Source organism: Lysinibacillus sphaericus (genome assembly GCF_006864135.1).
Taxonomy (GTDB): domain Bacteria; phylum Bacillota; class Bacilli; order Bacillales_A; family Planococcaceae; genus Lysinibacillus.
The window spans coordinates 303,660-323,411 of sequence record NZ_SADV01000002.1 but is presented as its reverse complement, the minus strand read 5'-3'; the positions used below and the strand labels follow the sequence as shown (position 1 = coordinate 323,411).

Annotated in this window: 15 protein-coding genes; 13 read left to right on the top strand and 2 right to left on the bottom strand. The window is 39.9% G+C overall.

Annotated elements, in window-relative coordinates:
• Positions 1-127 precede the first annotated feature (127 nt).
• Positions 128-2,896, top strand: coding sequence for an isoleucine--tRNA ligase (gene ileS, locus C7Y47_RS03795; protein WP_142507537.1), 2,769 nt, complete (start codon positions 128-130; stop codon positions 2,894-2,896).
• 42 nt (positions 2,897-2,938) lie between these two features.
• Here ileS and C7Y47_RS03790 read toward each other — a convergent pair whose 3' ends face one another.
• On the bottom strand, positions 2,939-3,637 hold the full coding sequence (locus C7Y47_RS03790; RefSeq protein ID WP_142507536.1) for a hypothetical protein: 699 nt from the start codon (positions 3,635-3,637) through the stop codon (positions 2,939-2,941).
• Between the two features lie 80 nt (positions 3,638-3,717).
• Between C7Y47_RS03790 and lspA the strand changes: the two genes are divergently transcribed.
• The 12 genes from lspA to pyrE all read left to right on the top strand — a co-directional run bounded on the left by lspA (position 3,718) and on the right by pyrE (position 17,074).
• On the top strand, positions 3,718-4,197 hold the full coding sequence (gene lspA, locus C7Y47_RS03785) for a signal peptidase II (protein WP_142507535.1): 480 nt from the start codon (positions 3,718-3,720) through the stop codon (positions 4,195-4,197).
• Positions 4,194-5,105: an RluA family pseudouridine synthase gene (locus C7Y47_RS03780; RefSeq protein WP_142507534.1), complete on the top strand. Its 912-nt coding sequence runs from the start codon at positions 4,194-4,196 to the stop codon at positions 5,103-5,105. Before lspA ends, C7Y47_RS03780 begins: the two co-directional genes overlap by 4 nt.
• Before the next feature lie 240 nt (positions 5,106-5,345).
• Positions 5,346-5,888 carry a bifunctional pyr operon transcriptional regulator/uracil phosphoribosyltransferase PyrR gene (gene pyrR, locus C7Y47_RS03775; protein WP_142507533.1) on the top strand — a complete coding sequence of 181 codons (543 nt, stop codon included), beginning with the start codon at positions 5,346-5,348 and terminating at the stop codon, positions 5,886-5,888.
• Positions 5,889-5,908: 20 nt separating this feature from the next.
• A complete protein-coding gene (locus C7Y47_RS03770; RefSeq protein WP_142507532.1) occupies positions 5,909-7,219 on the top strand; it encodes a solute carrier family 23 protein in 1,311 nt (436 codons plus the stop codon).
• Positions 7,220-7,607: 388 nt separating this feature from the next.
• Positions 7,608-8,486, top strand: coding sequence for an aspartate carbamoyltransferase catalytic subunit (locus C7Y47_RS03765; protein ID WP_142507632.1), 879 nt, complete (start codon positions 7,608-7,610; stop codon positions 8,484-8,486).
• Position 8,487: 1 nt separating this feature from the next.
• On the top strand, positions 8,488-9,765 hold the full coding sequence (locus tag C7Y47_RS03760; protein WP_142507531.1) for a dihydroorotase: 1,278 nt from the start codon (positions 8,488-8,490) through the stop codon (positions 9,763-9,765).
• Complete coding sequence (locus C7Y47_RS03755; RefSeq protein WP_142507530.1) at positions 9,765-10,865, top strand: carbamoyl phosphate synthase small subunit; 1,101 nt, start codon at positions 9,765-9,767, stop codon at positions 10,863-10,865. Before C7Y47_RS03760 ends, C7Y47_RS03755 begins: the two co-directional genes overlap by 1 nt.
• Complete coding sequence (gene carB / locus C7Y47_RS03750) at positions 10,858-14,055, top strand: carbamoyl-phosphate synthase large subunit (RefSeq protein WP_142507529.1); 3,198 nt, start codon at positions 10,858-10,860, stop codon at positions 14,053-14,055. The genes C7Y47_RS03755 and carB overlap by 8 nt, the downstream gene beginning before the upstream one ends.
• Before the next feature lies 1 nt (position 14,056).
• On the top strand, positions 14,057-14,830 hold the full coding sequence (locus C7Y47_RS03745; RefSeq protein WP_142507528.1) for a dihydroorotate dehydrogenase electron transfer subunit: 774 nt from the start codon (positions 14,057-14,059) through the stop codon (positions 14,828-14,830).
• Complete coding sequence (locus C7Y47_RS03740) at positions 14,827-15,741, top strand: dihydroorotate dehydrogenase (RefSeq protein WP_142507527.1); 915 nt, start codon at positions 14,827-14,829, stop codon at positions 15,739-15,741. The genes C7Y47_RS03745 and C7Y47_RS03740 overlap by 4 nt, the downstream gene beginning before the upstream one ends.
• Positions 15,738-16,442, top strand: a complete 705-nt coding sequence (pyrF, locus tag C7Y47_RS03735; RefSeq protein ID WP_142507526.1) for an orotidine-5'-phosphate decarboxylase — start codon at positions 15,738-15,740, stop codon at positions 16,440-16,442. The genes C7Y47_RS03740 and pyrF overlap by 4 nt, the downstream gene beginning before the upstream one ends.
• 2 nt (positions 16,443-16,444) lie before the next feature.
• Positions 16,445-17,074 (top strand): orotate phosphoribosyltransferase, encoded by a 630-nt coding sequence (gene pyrE, locus C7Y47_RS03730; RefSeq protein ID WP_142507525.1) that lies wholly within the window; start codon positions 16,445-16,447, stop codon positions 17,072-17,074.
• 413 nt (positions 17,075-17,487) lie between these two features.
• Here pyrE and C7Y47_RS03725 read toward each other — a convergent pair whose 3' ends face one another.
• On the bottom strand, positions 17,488-19,017 hold the full coding sequence (locus C7Y47_RS03725; RefSeq protein ID WP_142507524.1) for a cardiolipin synthase: 1,530 nt from the start codon (positions 19,015-19,017) through the stop codon (positions 17,488-17,490).
• Positions 19,018-19,752 lie beyond the last annotated feature (735 nt).

Genomic DNA, 19,752 nt, shown 5'->3' with positions numbered 1-19,752 from the left:
CTAGAAAGCGCCAAGTCGGAGTGGAATCAACCCTGCGTTATGGTGATGAGTCTAATAATTGTCGTATGTGAATGAGCGCCTAATTGCATATGTTCTTTGTTTGTAAACATAAAGGAGGAATTGAAAAATGGTTGAGTACAAAGATACTTTATTAATGCCAAAAACAGATTTCCCAATGCGTGGAAATTTACCGGCAAATGAACCGAAGATGCAAGAAAAATGGGATGAAATGGACATTAATAAATTACAGATGGAGCGTACTAAAGGTTACCCTGAGTATGTATTACATGATGGACCTCCATATGCAAATGGTGATATCCATATCGGCCATGCATTAAACAAAGTGCTGAAAGATATGATTACACGTCATCGTTCTATGACTGGCTACCATGTAAACTATATTCCAGGCTGGGATACTCATGGTTTACCAATTGAGCAAGCACTTACGAACAAAGGTGTAAAGCGCAAAGAAATGTCTGTTGCTGAATTCCGTAAATTATGTGAAGAGTATGCTTACGAGCAAATCGACAACCAACGTACACAATTCCGCCGTTTAGGTGTTCGTGGTGATTGGGAAAATCCATATATTACATTAAAGCCTGAATTTGAAGCTCGTCAAATTGAAGTTTTCGGTAAGATGGCTGAAAAAGGCTATATTTATAAAGGTTTAAAACCAGTTTACTGGTCTCCATCATCTGAATCTGCACTTGCAGAAGCTGAGATTGAATATAAAGATGTTAAATCGGCTTCTATTTATGTAAGCTTTGCGCTAAAAGATGCTAAAGGTGTTGTCCCAGCAGACGCTAAAATGATCATTTGGACAACAACACCTTGGACGATTCCAGCGAACCTAGGGATTTCTGTAAACCCTGAGTTTATCTATGTAGTTGTTGCAGTTGCCGATAAAAAATTCATCATTGCAAAAGAATTATTAGAAACAGTTGCTAACGTACTTGAATGGGAAGCGTATGAAGTTGTTCAAGAAGTTAAAGGTGAAGCATTAGACCGAATTGTTGCACAGCATCCATTCTATGACCGTGAATCTCTTGTAATGGTTGGGGAGCACGTAACTGCTGAAGCGGGTACCGGCTGTGTTCATACAGCACCAGGACACGGGGAAGATGACTATCATATTAGTAAACAATACGGTCTACCTATTCTTAGCCCTGTTGATAATAGCGGCTGCTATACAGATGAAGCACCTGGTTTTGAAGGTATTTTCTACAATGATGCAAACAAATTGGTTACAGAAAAATTAAAAGAAGTAGGCGCTTTAGAAAAGCTTAACTTCTTTACACACTCATATCCACATGACTGGCGTACAAAAAAACCAGTTATTTATCGTGCAACACCACAATGGTTTGCGTCAGTTGATGCATTCCGTGATGAGTTACTAAATGCTGTAAAATCAACATCATTTACACCTGCTTGGGGTGAAACTCGTCTTTATAATATGATTCGTGACCGTGGAGACTGGGTAATTTCACGTCAACGTGCATGGGGTGTGCCAATTCCAATTTTCTATGCTGAAAATGGCGAACCAATTATTACACCAGAAACAATTGCCCATATCTCTGCATTATTCCGTGAGCATGGGTCAAATATTTGGTTCCAAAAAACAGCTAAAGAATTATTACCTGAAGGCTTCACACACGCTGGTAGCCCGAATGGTGAATTTACAAAAGAAAACGATATTATGGACGTTTGGTTTGACTCAGGTTCTTCTCACCAAGGTGTGCTAGTAGAACGTGGTATGAAGTATCCAGCTGATTTATATTTAGAGGGTTCTGACCAACACCGTGGATGGTTTAACTCATCATTAATTACTTCTGTAGCTATTAATGGCTATGCACCATATAAGGGACTATTAACTCATGGTTTCGTGCTAGATGGTGAAGGTCGTAAGATGAGTAAATCTTTAGGGAATGTCATTATCCCGAAAAAAGTTATGGATCAATATGGAGCAGATATTCTTCGTTTATGGGTTGCTTCTGTAGATTATACAGCCGACGTTCGTATCTCAATGGATATGTTGAAGCAAGTATCTGAGGTTTATCGAAAAATCCGTAACACATTCCGTTTCTTACACGGAAATGTAGCTGATTTCGATGCAACGAAAGATCGAGTAGCATATGAGGATCTTCGTGAAATGGATCAGTACGTTTATATGCGTCTACAGGATGTATTAAAAACTGTACGTGCTGCATTTGATCGCTATGATTTCGCAGCTGTTTATCATGCAGTGAATAACTTTGTTGCAGTAGAACTATCTTCATTCTATTTAGATATTGCAAAAGATGTTGTGTACATCGAAGGCCATGACAACAAAGATCGCCGTGCAATGCAAACAGTTATTTATGATACATTAATAACATTAGTAAAAGTAATGTCACCTATTATTCCTCATACAAGTGACGAGATGTGGTCTTACTTACATGCTCAAGGTGTTGTAGAAGAGGTATCTGTACAATTATCAGACTTCCCAGAGGTAGATGAACATGCAAACTTCGAAAGTCTACGTGCAAAATGGGTGAAAATTATCGATGTTCGTGACGATATTTTAAAAGCATTAGAGGAAGCTCGTAATGCAAAAACAATTGGTAAATCACTTGAAGCAAAAGTGACAGTTTATGCGAAAGAAGATGTGGCAGCATTATTAAATGATGCAAGCATTGATTTTGCACAGCTTTCAATCGTTTCTGCTTTTGAAGTAGCGTCAATTGAAGCTGCACCTGCAGATGCATTAGCTCTAGAGCATGCATCGATTGTTGTAGAAAAAGCAACAGGTGAAAAATGTGAACGTTGCTGGTCTATTTCTGAAACAGTCGGTTCAAATGAAGCACAACCAACTGTGTGTGCCCGTTGTGCAGAAGTTGTAGAAAAGTATTACGTTTAAAATAAGCAATAGTAATGCAAACTAAAAATAAGAATCTACATTCTATGTAATGAATAACGCAAGTCTCCTTAGTAATGGGGGCTTGCGTTTTTTTTTGGAGGCCGAGAGCGAAGGATGAAAATCAAAGCGACGGAAAGAACAGAAGAAGCGACGGATAGAGAGTTCAAAGCGACGGAAAGAAGAGCTGAAACGACGGAAGGAAAGGTCAAAGCGACGGATGAAAACCAGAGCGACGGAAAGAAGAGCCGAAACGACGGAAACGACGGATAGAGCAGCCAAAGTCGTGGATAGAATGGTCAAAGTCGTGGATAGAGTAGCCAAAGCGACGGATAGAAAGACGTAAGTGACGGAAAGAAGAGCTGAAACGACGTAAAAACCAGAGCGACGGAAAGAAGAGTCGAAGCGACGGATAGAAAGGCTAAAGCGACAGAAATAAGAGTTGGAATGACGGATAGAAAGGCCAAAGCGATGGAAATAAGAGCCGGAATGACGGATGAAAACCAGAGCGACGGAAAGAAGAGCCGAAGCGACGGAAGGAAAGGTCAAAGCGACGGATGAAATCCAGAGCGACGGAAAGAAGAGTCGTAACGACGGATAGAGTAGCCAAATTCGTGGATAGAGTAGCCAAAGCGACGGCGAAACGACGGAAAGAAGAGCCAAAGCGACGGACAGCACACCAAATATCCGCAGGAAAGCGCCCAGTAGGAACGAAAATCCCTCCACACAATGGTATTGATCCATATTTTCATGCTATATTAGTTATTCTGAGATGGGCTGTTATGGTAGAATAGGTTAGACGTTGAGCGAACGGAGGAGTGTCTGTGTATAAATATTATGGATTGGCCGCATTCGTAGTTATTTTAGATCAATGGACAAAATGGCTAATTGTGAAAAATATGGAGTTTGGCGAACGAATTTCAGTATGGGATCCGTGGTTTGGGATATTGTCTCATCGAAATAGAGGAGCGGCATGGGGAATGTTAGAAGGACAAATGTGGTTATTTAGCATTGTCACGATAGGCGTTATTTGTGCGATCCTGTACTTTTATCATAAAGAGGCTAAAGGTAAACCTATTTTTCAAGTAGGCTTAATGTTTTTATTAGGTGGAGCTGTAGGTAATTTTATTGACCGTATCTTTAGAGGTGAAGTGGTCGATTTTGTAAATGTCTTAATTCCAGTAATTAATTATGATTTCCCAATCTTCAATATTGCAGATGCTGCTTTAACAATGGCGGTAGTGATATTAATGATTGGCTTAATCGTTGAAGATAAAAAAGGAAAGAAACAGGTGAAAGAATGACGCAAGTATCATATACAATGGAAGAACAACAACAGGGAGAGCGCATTGATAAGGCGCTTTCGGGTGTGCAATCAGAGTGGTCGCGTACACAGATCGGGAATTGGATTACTGAGGGTATTGTCAAAGTAAATGGAGAGACTGTTAAGGCGAAGTATAAGGTGAAAATAGGGGATATTATAGAGATTGATGTACCCGAAGCAGAGCCATTAGATGTTATTGCTGAAAACTTAGACATTGATATTGTTTATGAAGATGCAGATGTCCTTGTTGTGAATAAACCAAAGGGCATGGTTGTCCATCCAGCACCTGGACATTTAAAGGGTACGCTTGTAAACGGCTTAATGTATCATTGCAAGGATTTATCGGGCATTAATGGTATCATGCGACCAGGAATTGTTCACCGTATCGATAAAGATACATCAGGATTATTAATGGTTGCTAAAAATGATGCAGCTCATGTATCGTTAGTGAATCAGCTAGTCAATAAAACAGTGACACGTAAATATACTGCGCTAGTTCACGGGCACATTGCACATGACAAAGGCACTATTGATGCACCGATTGGTCGCGATCAAAAAGATCGTCAAAAACAAGCAGTTGTCGATAAAGGGAAGCATGCAGTAACTCACTTCCAAGTTATCGAACGCTTTGGTGAATACACGCTTGTAGAATGTCGCTTAGAAACGGGACGAACTCATCAGATTCGTGTGCATATGAATTATATTGGATTCCCACTTGTTGGTGACCCGAAATATGGACCGAAAAAGACAATCGACTTTGGTGGACAAGTATTACACGCGGGTGTATTAGGTTTTGATCATCCTACATCAGGTGAATATTTGCAGTTTGAAGCACCAATTCCTGCTGATTATGAACAATTATTAAATGATTTAAGAAATAGGCATTGACGTATAGTAAAAGAAGGTCTATACTAACGAAAGTGAATGAACAACTTAACTAAATATTCACCTTTAATGACAGTCCAGAGAGGCTGAGAAGGTACATGTGAATGTGTTGTAAAAAATTTGTGCTGCAAATTTTTCGACATACTATTTAAACACGTATATAACCCTCTCAGGCCATTCGCCTTGAGAGGTTTTTTTATGGACACATGGCCAACAATAAATAAAAGAGAGGAGGAAACTTACATGGCACAAAATGAGTTATTAGATGGCCCATCTATGGCAAGAGCGTTAACACGCATTGCACACGAAATTATTGAACGTAATAAAGGAATCGATGAATGTATTTTAGTTGGTATTAAAACACGAGGTGCCTTTCTTGCAAGACGTCTTGCAGAACGAATTGAAAAAATTGAAGGCAAACCGATCCGTACAGGGGAGCTAGACATCACCCTTTATCGAGATGATTTAACGACAAAGCATGATAATGAACAGGCACATGTTGAACAAGTAGATATTGATGATGTGGTCGTTAATCAAAAAATTATTTTAGTCGATGATGTACTTTACACAGGACGTACAGTACGCGCAGCACTTGATGCAGTAATGGATTTAGGGCGACCTTCACAAATTCAACTTGCAGTACTGATCGATAGAGGTCATAGAGAACTACCAATAAGAGCTGATTATGTTGGCAAAAATGTACCAACATCTGGCGCTGAGCGAATTGTCGTAAATTTACAAGAGGTAGACGGAGAAGATTGCGTCATCATTTTTAAAGAAGACTAACTATAAAGTGAGGAAACCTTATGTCAAATGCAGTATTAGATATTAAAGATAAACCGACCCCAGTCCAACTAGTGACATTAAGTTTCCAGCACATGTTTGCCATGTTTGGGTCAACGATCTTAGTTCCTCAGTTGGTTGGTCTTAGTCCAGCGATTGCCCTTTTAACAAGTGGAATTGCTACACTGTTCTTCTTATTAATTACGAAATTTCAAGTGCCAGCATATTTAGGTTCATCCTTTGCTTTTATCGCTCCAATTTTACTTGCCGCAGGTGGTTTAAATAAAGATGGTTCAAGTGTAAATCCAGGTCATGCGATGATTGGTGCAATGGCAGTCGGGATTACATATGGAATCGTATCCCTAATCATCTGGAAAAGCGGCTACAAATGGATAATGAAAATTTTACCGCCGATTGTAGTAGGACCTGTCATTATGGTAATTGGTCTTGGGCTATCAGGGACAGCGGTAAGTATGGCGATGAATGTAGATGGTAAATATAGCTTTTTACACTTCTCAGCAGCGTTAGTGACATTATTTACAGCTATTATTTTCACGATTTTCTTTAGAGGCATTTTAAGCACAATGCCAATCTTAATTGGCTTAATCGTGGGATATATTTACTCAATGATGATCGGAATTGTAGATTATTCACCAATTGCCAAAGCAGATTTCTTTGCAAAGCCTGATTTTTTAATCCCAGGTGTTCACTATAACTTTGAAATCACAACTAAGCTACTACTAACAATGGTGCCAATCGTTATCGTAACTATTTCAGAGCATATTGGTCACCAATTAGTATTAGGGAAAGTTGTTAATCGAGATTATATTAAAGAGCCAGGCTTACACCGTTCACTTTTAGGTGATGGAATTGGAACATTTATAAGTTCATTAATCGGTGGTCCACCGAAAACAACTTACGGTGAAAATATCGGTGTTCTTGCTATCACACGTGTTTACAGTGTGTATGTCATTGCAGGTGCAGCAGTCGTAGCCATTTTACTATCATTCTTCGGGAAAGCAATGGCAGTGATTGCAACGATTCCAACAGCTGTACTTGGTGGGGTTTCCATCTTGCTTTTCGGTATCATTGCAGCAAGTGGATTACGAATGTTAGTTGATAATCATATCGACTTTGGAAATAGTCGTAACTTGGTCATCGCCTCTGTTATTTTAGTCATTGGCATCGGTGGTGCGAAGTTCGTTATTTCAGAATCACTAAGTATCGAAGGTATGGCATTAGCAGCGATTATCGGTGTTCTTTTAAATGCTATCCTACCAGGTAAAAAAGAAGCGGAAATACCAGTACCGTACAATCAAAATAAAGATTCATAGAAGTACCTTTTAATGAATTGTCCAGAGAGGCAAAAAAAGGGAAGTTGTAGACAGGCTAAAAGTAGGAGTGTATCCTGCTGTAGTTTGTCGCGCCTCCTTATGCCTCGTTGATGACATCAACGAGGCTTTTATTATCTTCATTCATCCCACCTCTGAAGGTGAGATGAATGAAGATAAAGCCTCCGGCGGATGTCACGGATTTTGAAAGGAATGAATAAAGGATGTTAGCCTAAAACCTTCGCATCCTGCGAAAACGGCTAACTGACCTGCATCGTGCAGGCTTGAGCACAATTCAAGATCCGGACGCAATTACGCCAAGGCGAAATTGATTTTATAAAACGTTAGTTATACATAACGTTCATGAAACACAACCCAATGGAGGTACATGATGAAAAACTTATTATCGATGGAACATTTAACAATTGAAGAAATTAACCACATTCTAGATCGTGCGCAAGCTTTTGAGAATGGTGAAACTTCATCATTATCTCGCCCATACAACGTCGCAAATTTATTTTTTGAACCAAGTACACGCACGAAAACAAGCTTTGAAATGGCAGAGCGCAAAGTTGGTTGTATCGTTATCCCATTTGATGGAAGCTTTTCGAGCGTCTCTAAAGGGGAGACATTGTACGATACGGTAAAGACGCTAGAAATGATTGGCATGGATGCAGTAGTCATTCGCGCAAAGGAAGATGCGTATTACAATGAACTACTTGAAGATATCAATGTGTCGATCATTAATGGAGGTGACGGCACTGGTCAGCATCCGTCTCAATCATTATTAGATCTTTATACGATCAAAAAAGAGTTTGGTTCTTTTGAAGGGTTGAATGTGACAATTGCTGGAGATATATGCCATAGCCGTGTAGCGAAATCGAATGCATTAGCGTTACAGCGCTTAGGGGCAAATGTTCATTTCCTTTGTCCAGAAGAGTGGCAAGGCAGTTTTGAAGCACATCATTCTTGGGATGATTTAATCGAAATAAGCGATGTGATTATGTTACTTCGTGTACAGCATGAACGCCATAAGGTAAATAAAAGCTTCTCAAAAGAGAGCTATCATGAAGAGTACGGTTTAACAATTGAACGTGAGAAACAAATGAAAGAAAAAGCAATTATTATGCATCCAGCACCGGTCAATCGTGATGTAGAAATTGCGTCAGAGCTAGTAGAATGCGAGCGTTCTAGAATTTTCGAGCAGGTTCGTAATGGTGTCTATACACGGATGGCTATTGTTGAAACAATATTAAAGGGGAGAGAGTAACATGACAAAGGTTCTTCAAAATGTACAAATGCTAAATGAACAAGGCGAGTTACAAACAGTGAATATCGCTATGGCGGATGGCAAAATTACGGCAATAGGTCAAAACGTCAATGTAGTAGGCGCAGAAATAATCGAAGGAAATGGTTTAGTTGTTGCACCAGGCTTTGTCGATGTTCACACACATTTACGTGAGCCGGGCTTTGAACATAAAGAAACAATTGCTACAGGGTCAGCATCAGCAGCAAAAGGTGGCTTTACAACAATTTGTGCGATGCCAAATACAAAACCAGTGCCAGATTCAGTAGAAAATATGCAGTTGATTAACGGTCTTATTAAAGAAAGCGCAGTTATTCGAGTACTTCCATATGGCTCATTAACAAAAGATATCTCAGGTGAGGTTCGTACAAGTATTGAAGAATTAAAAGCACATGGGGCTGTCGCATTTTCAGACGATGGTGTTGGTATCCAGCTTGCATCCACAATGTATGAGCAAATGAAGGATGCCGCACAGCACGATATGGTAGTTGTAGCACACTGCGAAGATAACTCATTAATTTACGATGGGGTGATGCATGAAGGGAAGCGTAATCAAGAGCTTGGTTTACCAGGAATTCCATCGATTTGTGAATCTGTTCAAATTGCACGAGATGTTCTACTGGCAGAAGCAGCTGGAGCACGCTACCACGTATGTCACGTATCTACGAAGGAATCTGTACGTGCAGTACGTGACGCGAAGGCAGCGGGTATTCGTGTCACTGCAGAAGTTTGCCCACATCATTTATTACTTGAAGAAATGGATATCCCATCAGATGATGCGAACTGGAAAATGAATCCTCCATTACGTGGAGCAGATGATAAAGACTCACTGCACACAGCCATGCTAGACGGCACAATCGATTGTATCGCTACAGACCATGCTCCACATACAGTAGAAGAAAAATGCTGTGGTATGGTTGGTGCACCATTTGGCATTGTAGGCTTTGAAACAGCATTCCCACTGCTTTACACGCAGTTTGTAGAAACAGGGAAATGGTCGTTAAAACAGTTGATTGACTGGATGTCTGTCAAGGCAGCTCAAATTTTTGATCTACCATATGGCACATTAGAAGTTGGTGCTTCGGCAGATATGATTTTAATTGATTTAAAAAAAGAGCAAACAATTGATGCAGAGGGCTTTGTATCAAAAGGACGCAATACACCATTCAATGGTTGGGTTGCAAAAGGGTGGCCGGTCCTAACAATTTTTGAAGGCAATATCGTATACCAGGAGGCAGAGTAATGAAAAAACGTTTACTTATTTTAGAAGATGGCACAGTATTTACAGGCACAGCGTTCGGTAGTGAGCGAGCTTCGCAAGGTGAGGTTGTATTCACAACAGGAATGACAGGTTATCAGGAAACAATTTCAGATCCTTCATTCTACGGACAAATCGTAACGTTAACTTACCCTTTAATCGGGAATTACGGTATTAACCGTGATGACTTTGAATCGATCACACCAGCTATTCGTGGATTTGTAGTTCGTGAATTAGCAAAAACACCTTCAAACTTCCGTTGTGATTTAACGGTAGATGAGTATTTAACTGCAAAGGATATTCCGGGGATTGAAGGAATTGATACACGAAAATTAACACGCATTATTCGCAGTAAAGGGTCAGTAAAGGCTATTTTAACAGCGGCTGATGAAGAAGTGAATGTGGATGAAGTCGTAGCAAAATTACAGGCAACACCAGCGATTACACATCATGTTCGTGAAGTATCACCGAAAGCAGCCTATCCATCACCAGGTCGTGGCAAACGAGTAGTATTAATTGATTACGGTATGAAGCACGGTATTCTTCGTGAATTAAACAAACGTGATTGCGATGTACTTGTAGTCCCTTACAATACACCGGCAGAAGAAATTTTAGCGTGGCATCCAGATGGCATTATGCTGTCAAACGGTCCAGGTAACCCTCAAGACGTAGTAGAGGGCATTGAAACTGTACGCAATTTAATCGGAAAAGTGCCAATGTTCGGTATTTGCTTAGGTCACCAAATCTTCTCGCTGGCATGTGGTGCACAAAGCTTTAAATTACCATTCGGTCACCGAGGTGGTAACCATCCGGTAAAAGATTTACGCACTGGTCGTACAGATTTAACATCTCAAAACCATGGTTATGCGATAGACATCGATTCATTAAAAGATACAGATTTAGAAATAACGCATATCGCATTAAATGATAGTACTTGTGAGGGTGTACGTCACAAGAAATATCCAATCTTCACGGTGCAATATCACCCAGAAGCATCACCGGGTCCAGAGGATTCAAATCACCTATTTGATGAATTTATCGAAATGATGGAAGTAGAAGCAGGGAAGGGGAAACAACATGCCTAAACGTACAGATATTGAAACTATTTTAGTAATCGGATCAGGTCCAATCGTGATCGGACAAGCAGCAGAATTTGACTACGCAGGAACACAAGCTTGTCTTTCTTTAAAAGAAGAAGGCTATCGCGTTATTTTAATAAACTCAAACCCTGCAACAATAATGACAGATACAGAAATTGCCGACAAAGTATATATTGAGCCAATTACACTGGAGTTTGTTTCACGTATTTTACGTAAAGAGCGTCCAGATGCTATCCTACCAACACTTGGTGGTCAAACTGGTTTAAATATGGCCATTGAATTAGATAAATCAGGAATTCTAGATGAGCTAGATATTGAAATTCTTGGTACAAAATTAGAAGCGATTCATAAAGCAGAAGACCGCGATCTATTCCGTAATTTAATGTATGAGCTAGGTGCTCCAGTACCTGAATCAGATATTATTCATAACTTAGATGAAGCGAAAAACTTTGTAGCGAAAATTGGTTACCCAGTAATCGTTCGCCCTGCCTTCACACTAGGCGGTACAGGCGGCGGTATTTGCTACAACGATCAAGATTTAGAGGAGATCGTGACATCAGGTCTAAAATATTCTCCAGTAACACAATGTTTACTAGAAAAATCAATCGCTGGTTATAAAGAAATCGAATATGAGGTAATGCGTGATGCTGCCGACAACGCTATCGTTGTATGTAACATGGAAAACGTTGACCCAGTTGGTATTCATACAGGTGACTCTATCGTAGTGGCACCTACACAAACACTTTCAGATCGAGAAAACCAAATGCTACGTAATATTTCATTAGATATTATCCGAGCACTAAAAATTGAAGGTGGCTGTAACGTACAGTTAGCACTTGATCCATATAGCTTTAATTACTATGTAATCGAAGTAAACCCTCGTGTATCACGTTCATCAGCGTTAGCATCAAAAGCAACAGGCTATCCAATTGCAAAGCTAGCAGCAAAAATCGCAGTTGGTTTAACATTAGATGAAATCAAAAACCCTGTAACAGGTTCTACGTATGCTTGCTTCGAGCCAGCTCTAGACTACATCGTGGCGAAAATTCCACGTTGGCCGTTCGATAAATTCGAATCAGCAAAGCGTAATCTTGGTACACAAATGAAAGCGACTGGTGAAGTAATGGCACTTGGTCGTACATTTGAGGAAGCTATGCTTAAAGCAGTGCGCTCACTTGAAACAGGCCAAGTTCACTTAGAGCTGAAACATGCAGAAGAGAACACTGATTCTTGGATCGAAAAACGTATTCGCAAAGCAGGTGACGAGCGTCTATTCTTCATCGGTGAAGCACTGCGTCGCGGTGTAACAATTGAGCAAATCCATGAATGGTCTGCCATTGACTTATTCTTCTTAAATAAATTCAAAAACATCGTAGATATGGAGCAAACACTTGCTGACCATAAAAACGATAAAGATGTGTTACGTACAGCAAAACGTCTAGGCTTTGCAGATAAGAAAGTTGCCGAGCTTTGGGCAACAACACCAGAAGAAGTATATGCATATCGTAAAGAAAATGGCATTATTCCTGTATATAAAATGGTTGATACATGTGCAGCCGAGTTTGAATCTGAAACACCATACTTCTATGGCACATATGAAGATGAGAACGAATCGATTAAATCAGATAAGCCGTCAGTTGTTGTACTTGGTTCTGGTCCAATCCGCATTGGTCAAGGGGTTGAATTCGATTACGCAACAGTACATTCAGTATGGGCAATTCAAGAAGCGGGCTACGAAGCAATTATTATTAACTCGAATCCAGAAACAGTATCTACTGACTTCTCGGTTTCAGATAAATTATACTTTGAGCCACTAACAATCGAAGATGTTATGCATATTATCGACCTTGAGCAACCAATTGGAGTAGTTGTACAATTCGGTGGTCAAACAGCTATTAATCTAGCTGATAAATTAGTTGCCAATGGGGTGAAAATCCTAGGTACAACGCTTGAAGATATCGACCGTGCAGAAAACCGAGATAAATTCGAGCAAGCATTACGTGACTTGGACATTCCACAGCCACAAGGTGAAACAGCTGTATCTACGGAGGAAGCACTTGCTATTAGTGATCGACTAGGCTTCCCAGTACTAGTTCGTCCTTCATACGTACTAGGTGGACGCGCGATGGAAATCGTCTACAACCAAGAAGAATTAAAACACTATATGGAGAACGCAGTAGAAGCATCACCTGATCACCCTGTATTAGTAGATCGCTACTTAACAGGTCAAGAAATTGAAGTAGATGCCATTTGTGACGGTGAAAATGTCTTAATTCCAGGTATTATGGAGCATATCGAACGCGCAGGGGTTCACTCTGGTGACTCTATCTCTGTCTATCCGCCACAAAAATTAACACAAGTGCAAAAAGATACGTTAGTGGATTATACAACTCGACTTGCAAAAGGTCTTGGCATCGTAGGCTTAATGAACATTCAATATGTAATTTCACAGGGCGAAGTATTTGTCATCGAAGTTAACCCGCGTTCATCTCGTACAGTACCGTTCTTAAGTAAAATTACAAACATTCCGATGGCAAATATTGCAACGAAAGCGATTCTTGGTAAATCGATCGTAAAACAAGGCTACCCAACAGGCTTAGCGCCAGAGCAAAAAGGTGTCTTCGTTAAAGTGCCAGTATTCTCATTCGCTAAATTACGTCGTGTTGACATTACACTCGGGCCTGAAATGAAATCAACAGGTGAAGTAATGGGGAAAGATGCAACATTAGAAAAAGCCCTTTACAAAGGCTTAGTTGCAGCAGGTATGGAAATTCGTACAGAAGGAACAGTCTTGTTCACTGTGTCCGATAAAGATAAAGACGAAGCAATTGCACTTGCAAAACGCTTCTCAACAGTAGGCTACCGTATTGTCGCAACTGAAGGTACAGCTCAAGCGTTCGAAGCGGCTGGCGTACGCACAGATATAGTTGGCAAAATCGGTGCAAAAGGTGAAACATTAATCGATTTAATTCAAAACGGTGAGGCACAACTTGTTGTTAACACTTTAACAAAAGGCAAGCAGCCAGCACGTGATGGCTTCAGAATTCGTCGTGAGTCTGTAGAAAATGGCGTACCTTGCTTCACTTCATTAGACACAGCGGAAGCGATGGTTCGAGTTATTGAATCAATGACATTCACAGCAGAACAAATGCCAAAAGCGGAGGTAGTACATTAATATGATTCGTCAAGAGAAAATGACGGTCGTCTCTCAAAAGCATATTGCGACAAACATTTTCGAATTGACACTTCATGGAGAACTGGTTCAGGATATGACACCTGGCCAGTTTGTCCATGTAAAGGTGTCAGATTCATTGGAGCCGCTTTTACGTCGACCAATTAGTATTGCAAATATAGATAAAGACAACAACGAATTTACAATGATATATCGTGCGGAAGGTCGCGGAACAAAAGTGTTAGCGACAAATCGTGAAGGGCAACTTGTCAATGTCCTGGGTCCAATCGGTAATGGATTCCCTGTAGAAGCTGTAAAAGAGGGTGGTACAGCTCTACTAGTTGGTGGGGGAATTGGCGTACCTCCATTACATGAGCTTTCCAAGCAATTGAATGCACGTGGTGTTAAAACAATTCATGTGCTAGGCTTCCAATCGGAAGATGTTTGCTTCTATGAGGAAGAATTCAGTGCCCTTGGTGAAACGCATTATGTAACGGTTGACGGTTCTAAAGGAACAAAGGGCTTTGTTACAAATGTTTTAGAGTCACGAGCACCTGAATTCGATGTCTTTTATTCTTGCGGTCCTCTCCCAATGTTAAAAGCACTTGAAGGCTTTTATCCAGAAAAAGAAGGTTATTTATCATTTGAAGAGCGTATGGGCTGTGGGATTGGTGCTTGCTTTGCATGCGTATGTAAAACAACAGATCAGGTAGCAAAAGACTATGTCAAAGTATGCTCTGACGGTCCAGTTTTCCCGAAAGGTACGGTGGCATTATGAGTCGTTTAAACATTCAATTACCAGGCTTAGACTTGAAAAATCCAATAATGCCAGCATCCGGTTGCTTTGGCTTTGGACGTGAATATGCACAGCTTTATGATTTATCCAAGCTTGGCGCTATTATGATTAAAGCTACGACTGTGGAAACACGTCCCGGCAATCCAACCCCACGAGTAGCAGAAACAGCAGCAGGGATGTTGAATGCCATTGGTTTACAAAATCCCGGAATCGAAAAAGTAATGCATGGAGAATTAAAATTTTTAGAAGCGTATGATGTGCCAATCATTGCAAATGTTGCAGGTACAGAGACAACGGATTATGTAGAAGTAGCGCAACGCATTTCTACTGCACCAAATGTTAAAGCATTAGAGCTTAATATTTCTTGTCCGAACGTTAAATGTGGTGGTATTCAATTTGGAACAGATCCTGCAACTGCACGTGAGCTAGTGAAAGCTGTCAAAGCTGTTTCTGAAGTGCCAGTATACGTGAAATTGTCTCCTAACGTAACGAGTATTGTAGAAATTGCACAAGCTGTTGAAGCGGGTGGTGCAGATGGCATTACAATGATTAATACACTAATTGGTATGCGTTTAGACGAGCGTACAGGTAAGCCCGTGATTGCCAATGGTACAGGCGGCTTATCTGGTCCTGCAGTAAAGCCAGTTGCGATTCGTATGGTGTATGAAGTGTATAAGGCTGTCAATATTCCGATAATTGGGATGGGTGGCGTGACAGAAGCACAGGATGTTATTGACTTTATGTCGGCTGGCGCTTCTGCAGTTGCTGTTGGAACAGCAAACTTTGTCGATCACTTCGTTTGTCCAACTATTATTGATGAACTACCAGCAAAGCTCGATAAATTAGGAGTGGAGCATATTTCAGAAATTATCGGAAGGAGCCATCGTCTATGAATACAAAACCAATACTAGCACTAGATTTTCCTGGAGAAGCAGAAGTATTCAACTTTCTAAAGCACTTTAACGAGCCTCTTTTTGTGAAAATTGGTATGGAATTATATATGCAGGAAGGGCCAGATATTGTACGAAAAGTAAAAGCTCTAGGCCATGATATTTTCCTTGATTTAAAGCTACACGATATTCCTAATACAGTGGGCTCTGCTATGAAAGGCCTAGCAAAATTGGGCGTAGATTTAGTCAACGTTCATGCGGCAGGCGGACGTCCAATGATGGAGGCAGCAGTTGAGGGGCTTGAAGCGGGTACTCCGGCAGGACGTGAACGTGCGGCATTAATTGCCGTAACACAGCTGACGTCTACAACAGAAGAGCAAATGCAGACAGAGCAAAAAATTGTTTTATCCTTACAGGACTCTGTATTACATTATGCAAACTTAACAAAACAAGCTGGTTTAAATGGTGTTGTCTGCTCCGTACATGAGGCAAAAGCTATTGCTGAAGTGTGCGGTGAAGATTTCTTACGTGTGACACCTGGTATCCGATTAGCAGGTGGCGACGCACACGACCAAAAGCGCATTGCAACACCAGACGGCGCAAAGCGTGACGGTTCTTCATTAATCGTCGTTGGACGTGCCGTTACAGGTGCACAAGATCCAGTAGCAGCATATAAAATCGTAAGTGAATTATGGGAGGCATAACTATGACATTACAAAATGAAATCGCACACGCTATGTTAAAAGTAGGTGCAGTAGAATTAAATCCAACAGAACTATTTACATGGGCATCAGGCATTAAATCTCCAATCTACTGTGATACACGTCTGACAATTTCTGACCCTGTAATTCGTAAGCAATTAGCAAATGGTCTAGCATCTCTTATTAAAGAAAACTTTGGTACAACTGAAATCGTAGCAGGTACAGCAACAGCGGGCATTCCACATGCAGCTTGGGTAAGTGATATTTTAGAATTACCAATGGTTTATGTACGCTCTAAAGCAAAAGAGCATGGCCGTGGTAACCAAATCGAAGGAAAATACGCAGCAGGTCAAAAAGTCGTAGTAGTAGAGGACATCGTTTCTACAGGCGGCTCATCCATTACAGCAGTGGAAGCCTTACGTGCTGCAGGCTGTGAAGTACTAGGCGTTGTTTGCGTCTACACATACAACCTTCCACGTGCTGAACAAGCATTTGAAGAGGCAGGCATAAAATATGTATCTCTAACAAATTTTGATTATTTAATTGAAGCAGCTAATGAATCAGGCACTATTAAAGAAGAAGATATTCCATTCTTAAAAGACTGGCATGGAAAATTAAAAGCAGGAGAGCTTTAGCGGGTGTCACGGAGTCGGAAAGGCATTCTTATAGGATGTTAGCCATCCATGCGATAACGGCTAAGTGACCTGCATCGGTCAAAGGCCACGTCTTGTGGCATTACCGAAATGATCGACCTCATGTCGGCCCTCGTGCAGGCCTAAGCACAAAGCCGATTCCCGACGCATTTATGTTGAGGGATAATTGATATAAAAAAGGGTGGTATGAATTTTTTCATACCACCCTTTCATGTTGTTCTATTATGTCAAACTAAATAAAGCAGGGCTCTTCGGCAAAACGAGGGGGTGGTTTCCGTATCGCTGATAAAATGCCAAGAATCGCTGATAACATCGAGAAAACCGCTGATAACATGCTGAGAATCGCTGATAACAATTTCAAGAACCGCCGATAGCATCATGAATCGCACCCGAATTTACAGTAGGGGAGAAATGAGTCGCATAAGTGATTCAAGCATGCGTTTTTGAATACTTCGCTTTTGAAATGACGCCCATGTAATTTCTATGGAGTCTTTAAAATCTTGTTCAAAATCATTTTTAATATCTAGAACCGTTTTAGATTCATATAGGACCGCAATGATTTCATAATTAAGTTCAAAACTACGAATATCCATATTTGCTGTACCAATTGATGCAACTTCATCATCAACAAGTACAATCTTAGCGTGCATAAAAGCTTCTTTAACGCGATAAATGGAGACACCCGCTTTTAGAAGCGGTGTAAAGTATGATTGGGATGCTTGATCACTAATGATACTATCGCCTTTTCCTGGGTATAAAATGCGGACATCAACTCCAGAAAGCGCACTCAAACGTAATAATGTTAATGTTTCCTGATCAGGAATGAAATATGGAGTGGCAATCCAAATTGACTTTTTAGCAGAGCCCATAATTTTCAATAAAGCATTTCGAATATTTGTATCATCTGAGCTAGGTCCACTTGCGACGATTTGTACGGCACCTTCTGCTTGATGAATTCCTTGACTAGGAAAGTATGTGCTATCCATAAATTGATTCCAAGACTCCGTATTTAAACTACTAGTGGCATAGAGAAAATCTTCTAGAAAAATGGCCTGCAGTTTATATAAGGCTTTTCCTTCTATTTTTAAATGACTATCACGCCAAATAGGAAACTTCTTTGAACGACCAAGATATTCATCTCCGACATTGAGCCCACCTGTAAAACCAATCGTCCCATCTACAATAACAATTTTACGGTGGTTACGATAATTGACGGTTTCTAATAGCCAAGGTGAAAGAATAGAATCAAATTCAACTACTTCAATCCCTGCATCTTTCATTGGTTGTAAGAAACTCCTACGTAATTTATTACTGCCGAGTCCATCGTAAAGAAAGCGTACGATCACGCCAGATTTTGCCTTCCTAATTAAGGCATCTCGTATGGCTGTGCCGATTTCATCTGATCGATAAATATAGTATTGAATATGAATATGATGTGTAGCATTTTCAATTGCTTGTAGGATTTCGGAAAATGTTTCATTCCCGTTTGTTAAGAGCTTTGTTGTTGTCTCATTCGCAACAGGACCACCGCCAAATTTTTGGATAATTTGAGTCAAATAGGTGGATCTTTCATTTAGAGAGGAAGAGATGTCTAAGTTAAAACTTCTCCCTTCTAAAATCTCACGGAATATCATTCTTTTCTCTTCTGAACGTTGTAAATGTTTCTTTCTTCTCCAGCGACTTCTTCCGAACAGTAAGTACAGTAGTACACCGATAACAGGGAGAATGGCTAATACTAAAAACCAAGCTAATGTACTTTGCGGGGAACGGTTTTCTATAAAAATAACAAAGGAAATCCCGATAATTGTGATAGGCAATAGTATGCCGATTAAGGTATATAAGGAAATGACGGACTTATTTAAGACGATGAGCATAATTGCCGCAATTGCAAATACAAATAGTAATTGGACTACGCGATTCTTCATATGTATACATTTTCACCTATTCTTTTTTCAATTTTTATAAGAGGAAGTAGTACTTTTATAGTTTTATGATAAATTGTTTTCTTGTTATTTACAATATAGACACTTCTATGTTAGATGGATATTGTAAGTAATGGGACAATTTATATATCCTCTACTGTGAATCAAAACAGATAAACAAGTTCGGAATCAACTTTGTGCTTAGGCCTGTATGAGGGCCGACACGATGTCGGTCATAACGGTAATGGCAGACTGAGATTCTTCTATTATAAGCGGATATGTACACTCGCTGAAAAGTAACTTAAACCTGCATTATTAGACCACCTATAGGGAGGGGAGATACCAGTACCTGTCGCGAATATTTGTTGCTGCCGCTTTGCTTTCGCTACAGATAACATTTTGCTGGGATAAGTTGGATATTGCCGATAATAATTCTCCTAAATGATAAATCAACTTAACGGAAAATAATAATTAACAAGTCATTAAGCGTAATATTTACCGCTTGAAGATATGTAATATTTGGAATATTCATAATAATAGAATAATTTACTCGAAAAAGTAATATTAAAAAATTTATAAATTATTTGTAAGAGGTATGTATATTTTCATTGAAGAAAAATAGAAGTTTAATGTTATCTAAATATAATGAAATATATGTAGTTCGTGATATTTTCTATTTTATAAATAATAAATATTTATTGAAATTATGTTTTTTTAGTTAATAAAATAAGTTTTTTA

Excerpts from the sequence above, each read along its gene's own strand:
- ileS (WP_142507537.1), top strand. The coding sequence starts at position 128 with ATGGTTGAGTACAAAGATACTTTATTAATGCCAAAAACAGATTTCCCA.
- C7Y47_RS03790 (WP_142507536.1), bottom strand. The coding sequence starts at position 3,637 with ATGGATCAATACCATTGTGTGGAGGGATTTTCGTTCCTACTGGGCGCT.
- C7Y47_RS03780 (WP_142507534.1), top strand. The coding sequence starts at position 4,194 with ATGACGCAAGTATCATATACAATGGAAGAACAACAACAGGGAGAGCGC.
- pyrR (WP_142507533.1), top strand. The coding sequence starts at position 5,346 with ATGGCACAAAATGAGTTATTAGATGGCCCATCTATGGCAAGAGCGTTA.
- C7Y47_RS03770 (WP_142507532.1), top strand. The coding sequence starts at position 5,909 with ATGTCAAATGCAGTATTAGATATTAAAGATAAACCGACCCCAGTCCAA.
- C7Y47_RS03765 (WP_142507632.1), top strand. The coding sequence starts at position 7,608 with ATGAAAAACTTATTATCGATGGAACATTTAACAATTGAAGAAATTAAC.
- C7Y47_RS03760 (WP_142507531.1), top strand. The coding sequence starts at position 8,488 with ATGACAAAGGTTCTTCAAAATGTACAAATGCTAAATGAACAAGGCGAG.
- C7Y47_RS03755 (WP_142507530.1), top strand. The coding sequence starts at position 9,765 with ATGAAAAAACGTTTACTTATTTTAGAAGATGGCACAGTATTTACAGGC.
- carB (WP_142507529.1), top strand. The coding sequence starts at position 10,858 with ATGCCTAAACGTACAGATATTGAAACTATTTTAGTAATCGGATCAGGT.
- C7Y47_RS03745 (WP_142507528.1), top strand. The coding sequence starts at position 14,057 with ATGATTCGTCAAGAGAAAATGACGGTCGTCTCTCAAAAGCATATTGCG.
- C7Y47_RS03740 (WP_142507527.1), top strand. The coding sequence starts at position 14,827 with ATGAGTCGTTTAAACATTCAATTACCAGGCTTAGACTTGAAAAATCCA.
- pyrF (WP_142507526.1), top strand. The coding sequence starts at position 15,738 with ATGAATACAAAACCAATACTAGCACTAGATTTTCCTGGAGAAGCAGAA.
- pyrE (WP_142507525.1), top strand. The coding sequence starts at position 16,445 with ATGACATTACAAAATGAAATCGCACACGCTATGTTAAAAGTAGGTGCA.
- C7Y47_RS03725 (WP_142507524.1), bottom strand. The coding sequence starts at position 19,017 with ATGAAGAATCGCGTAGTCCAATTACTATTTGTATTTGCAATTGCGGCA.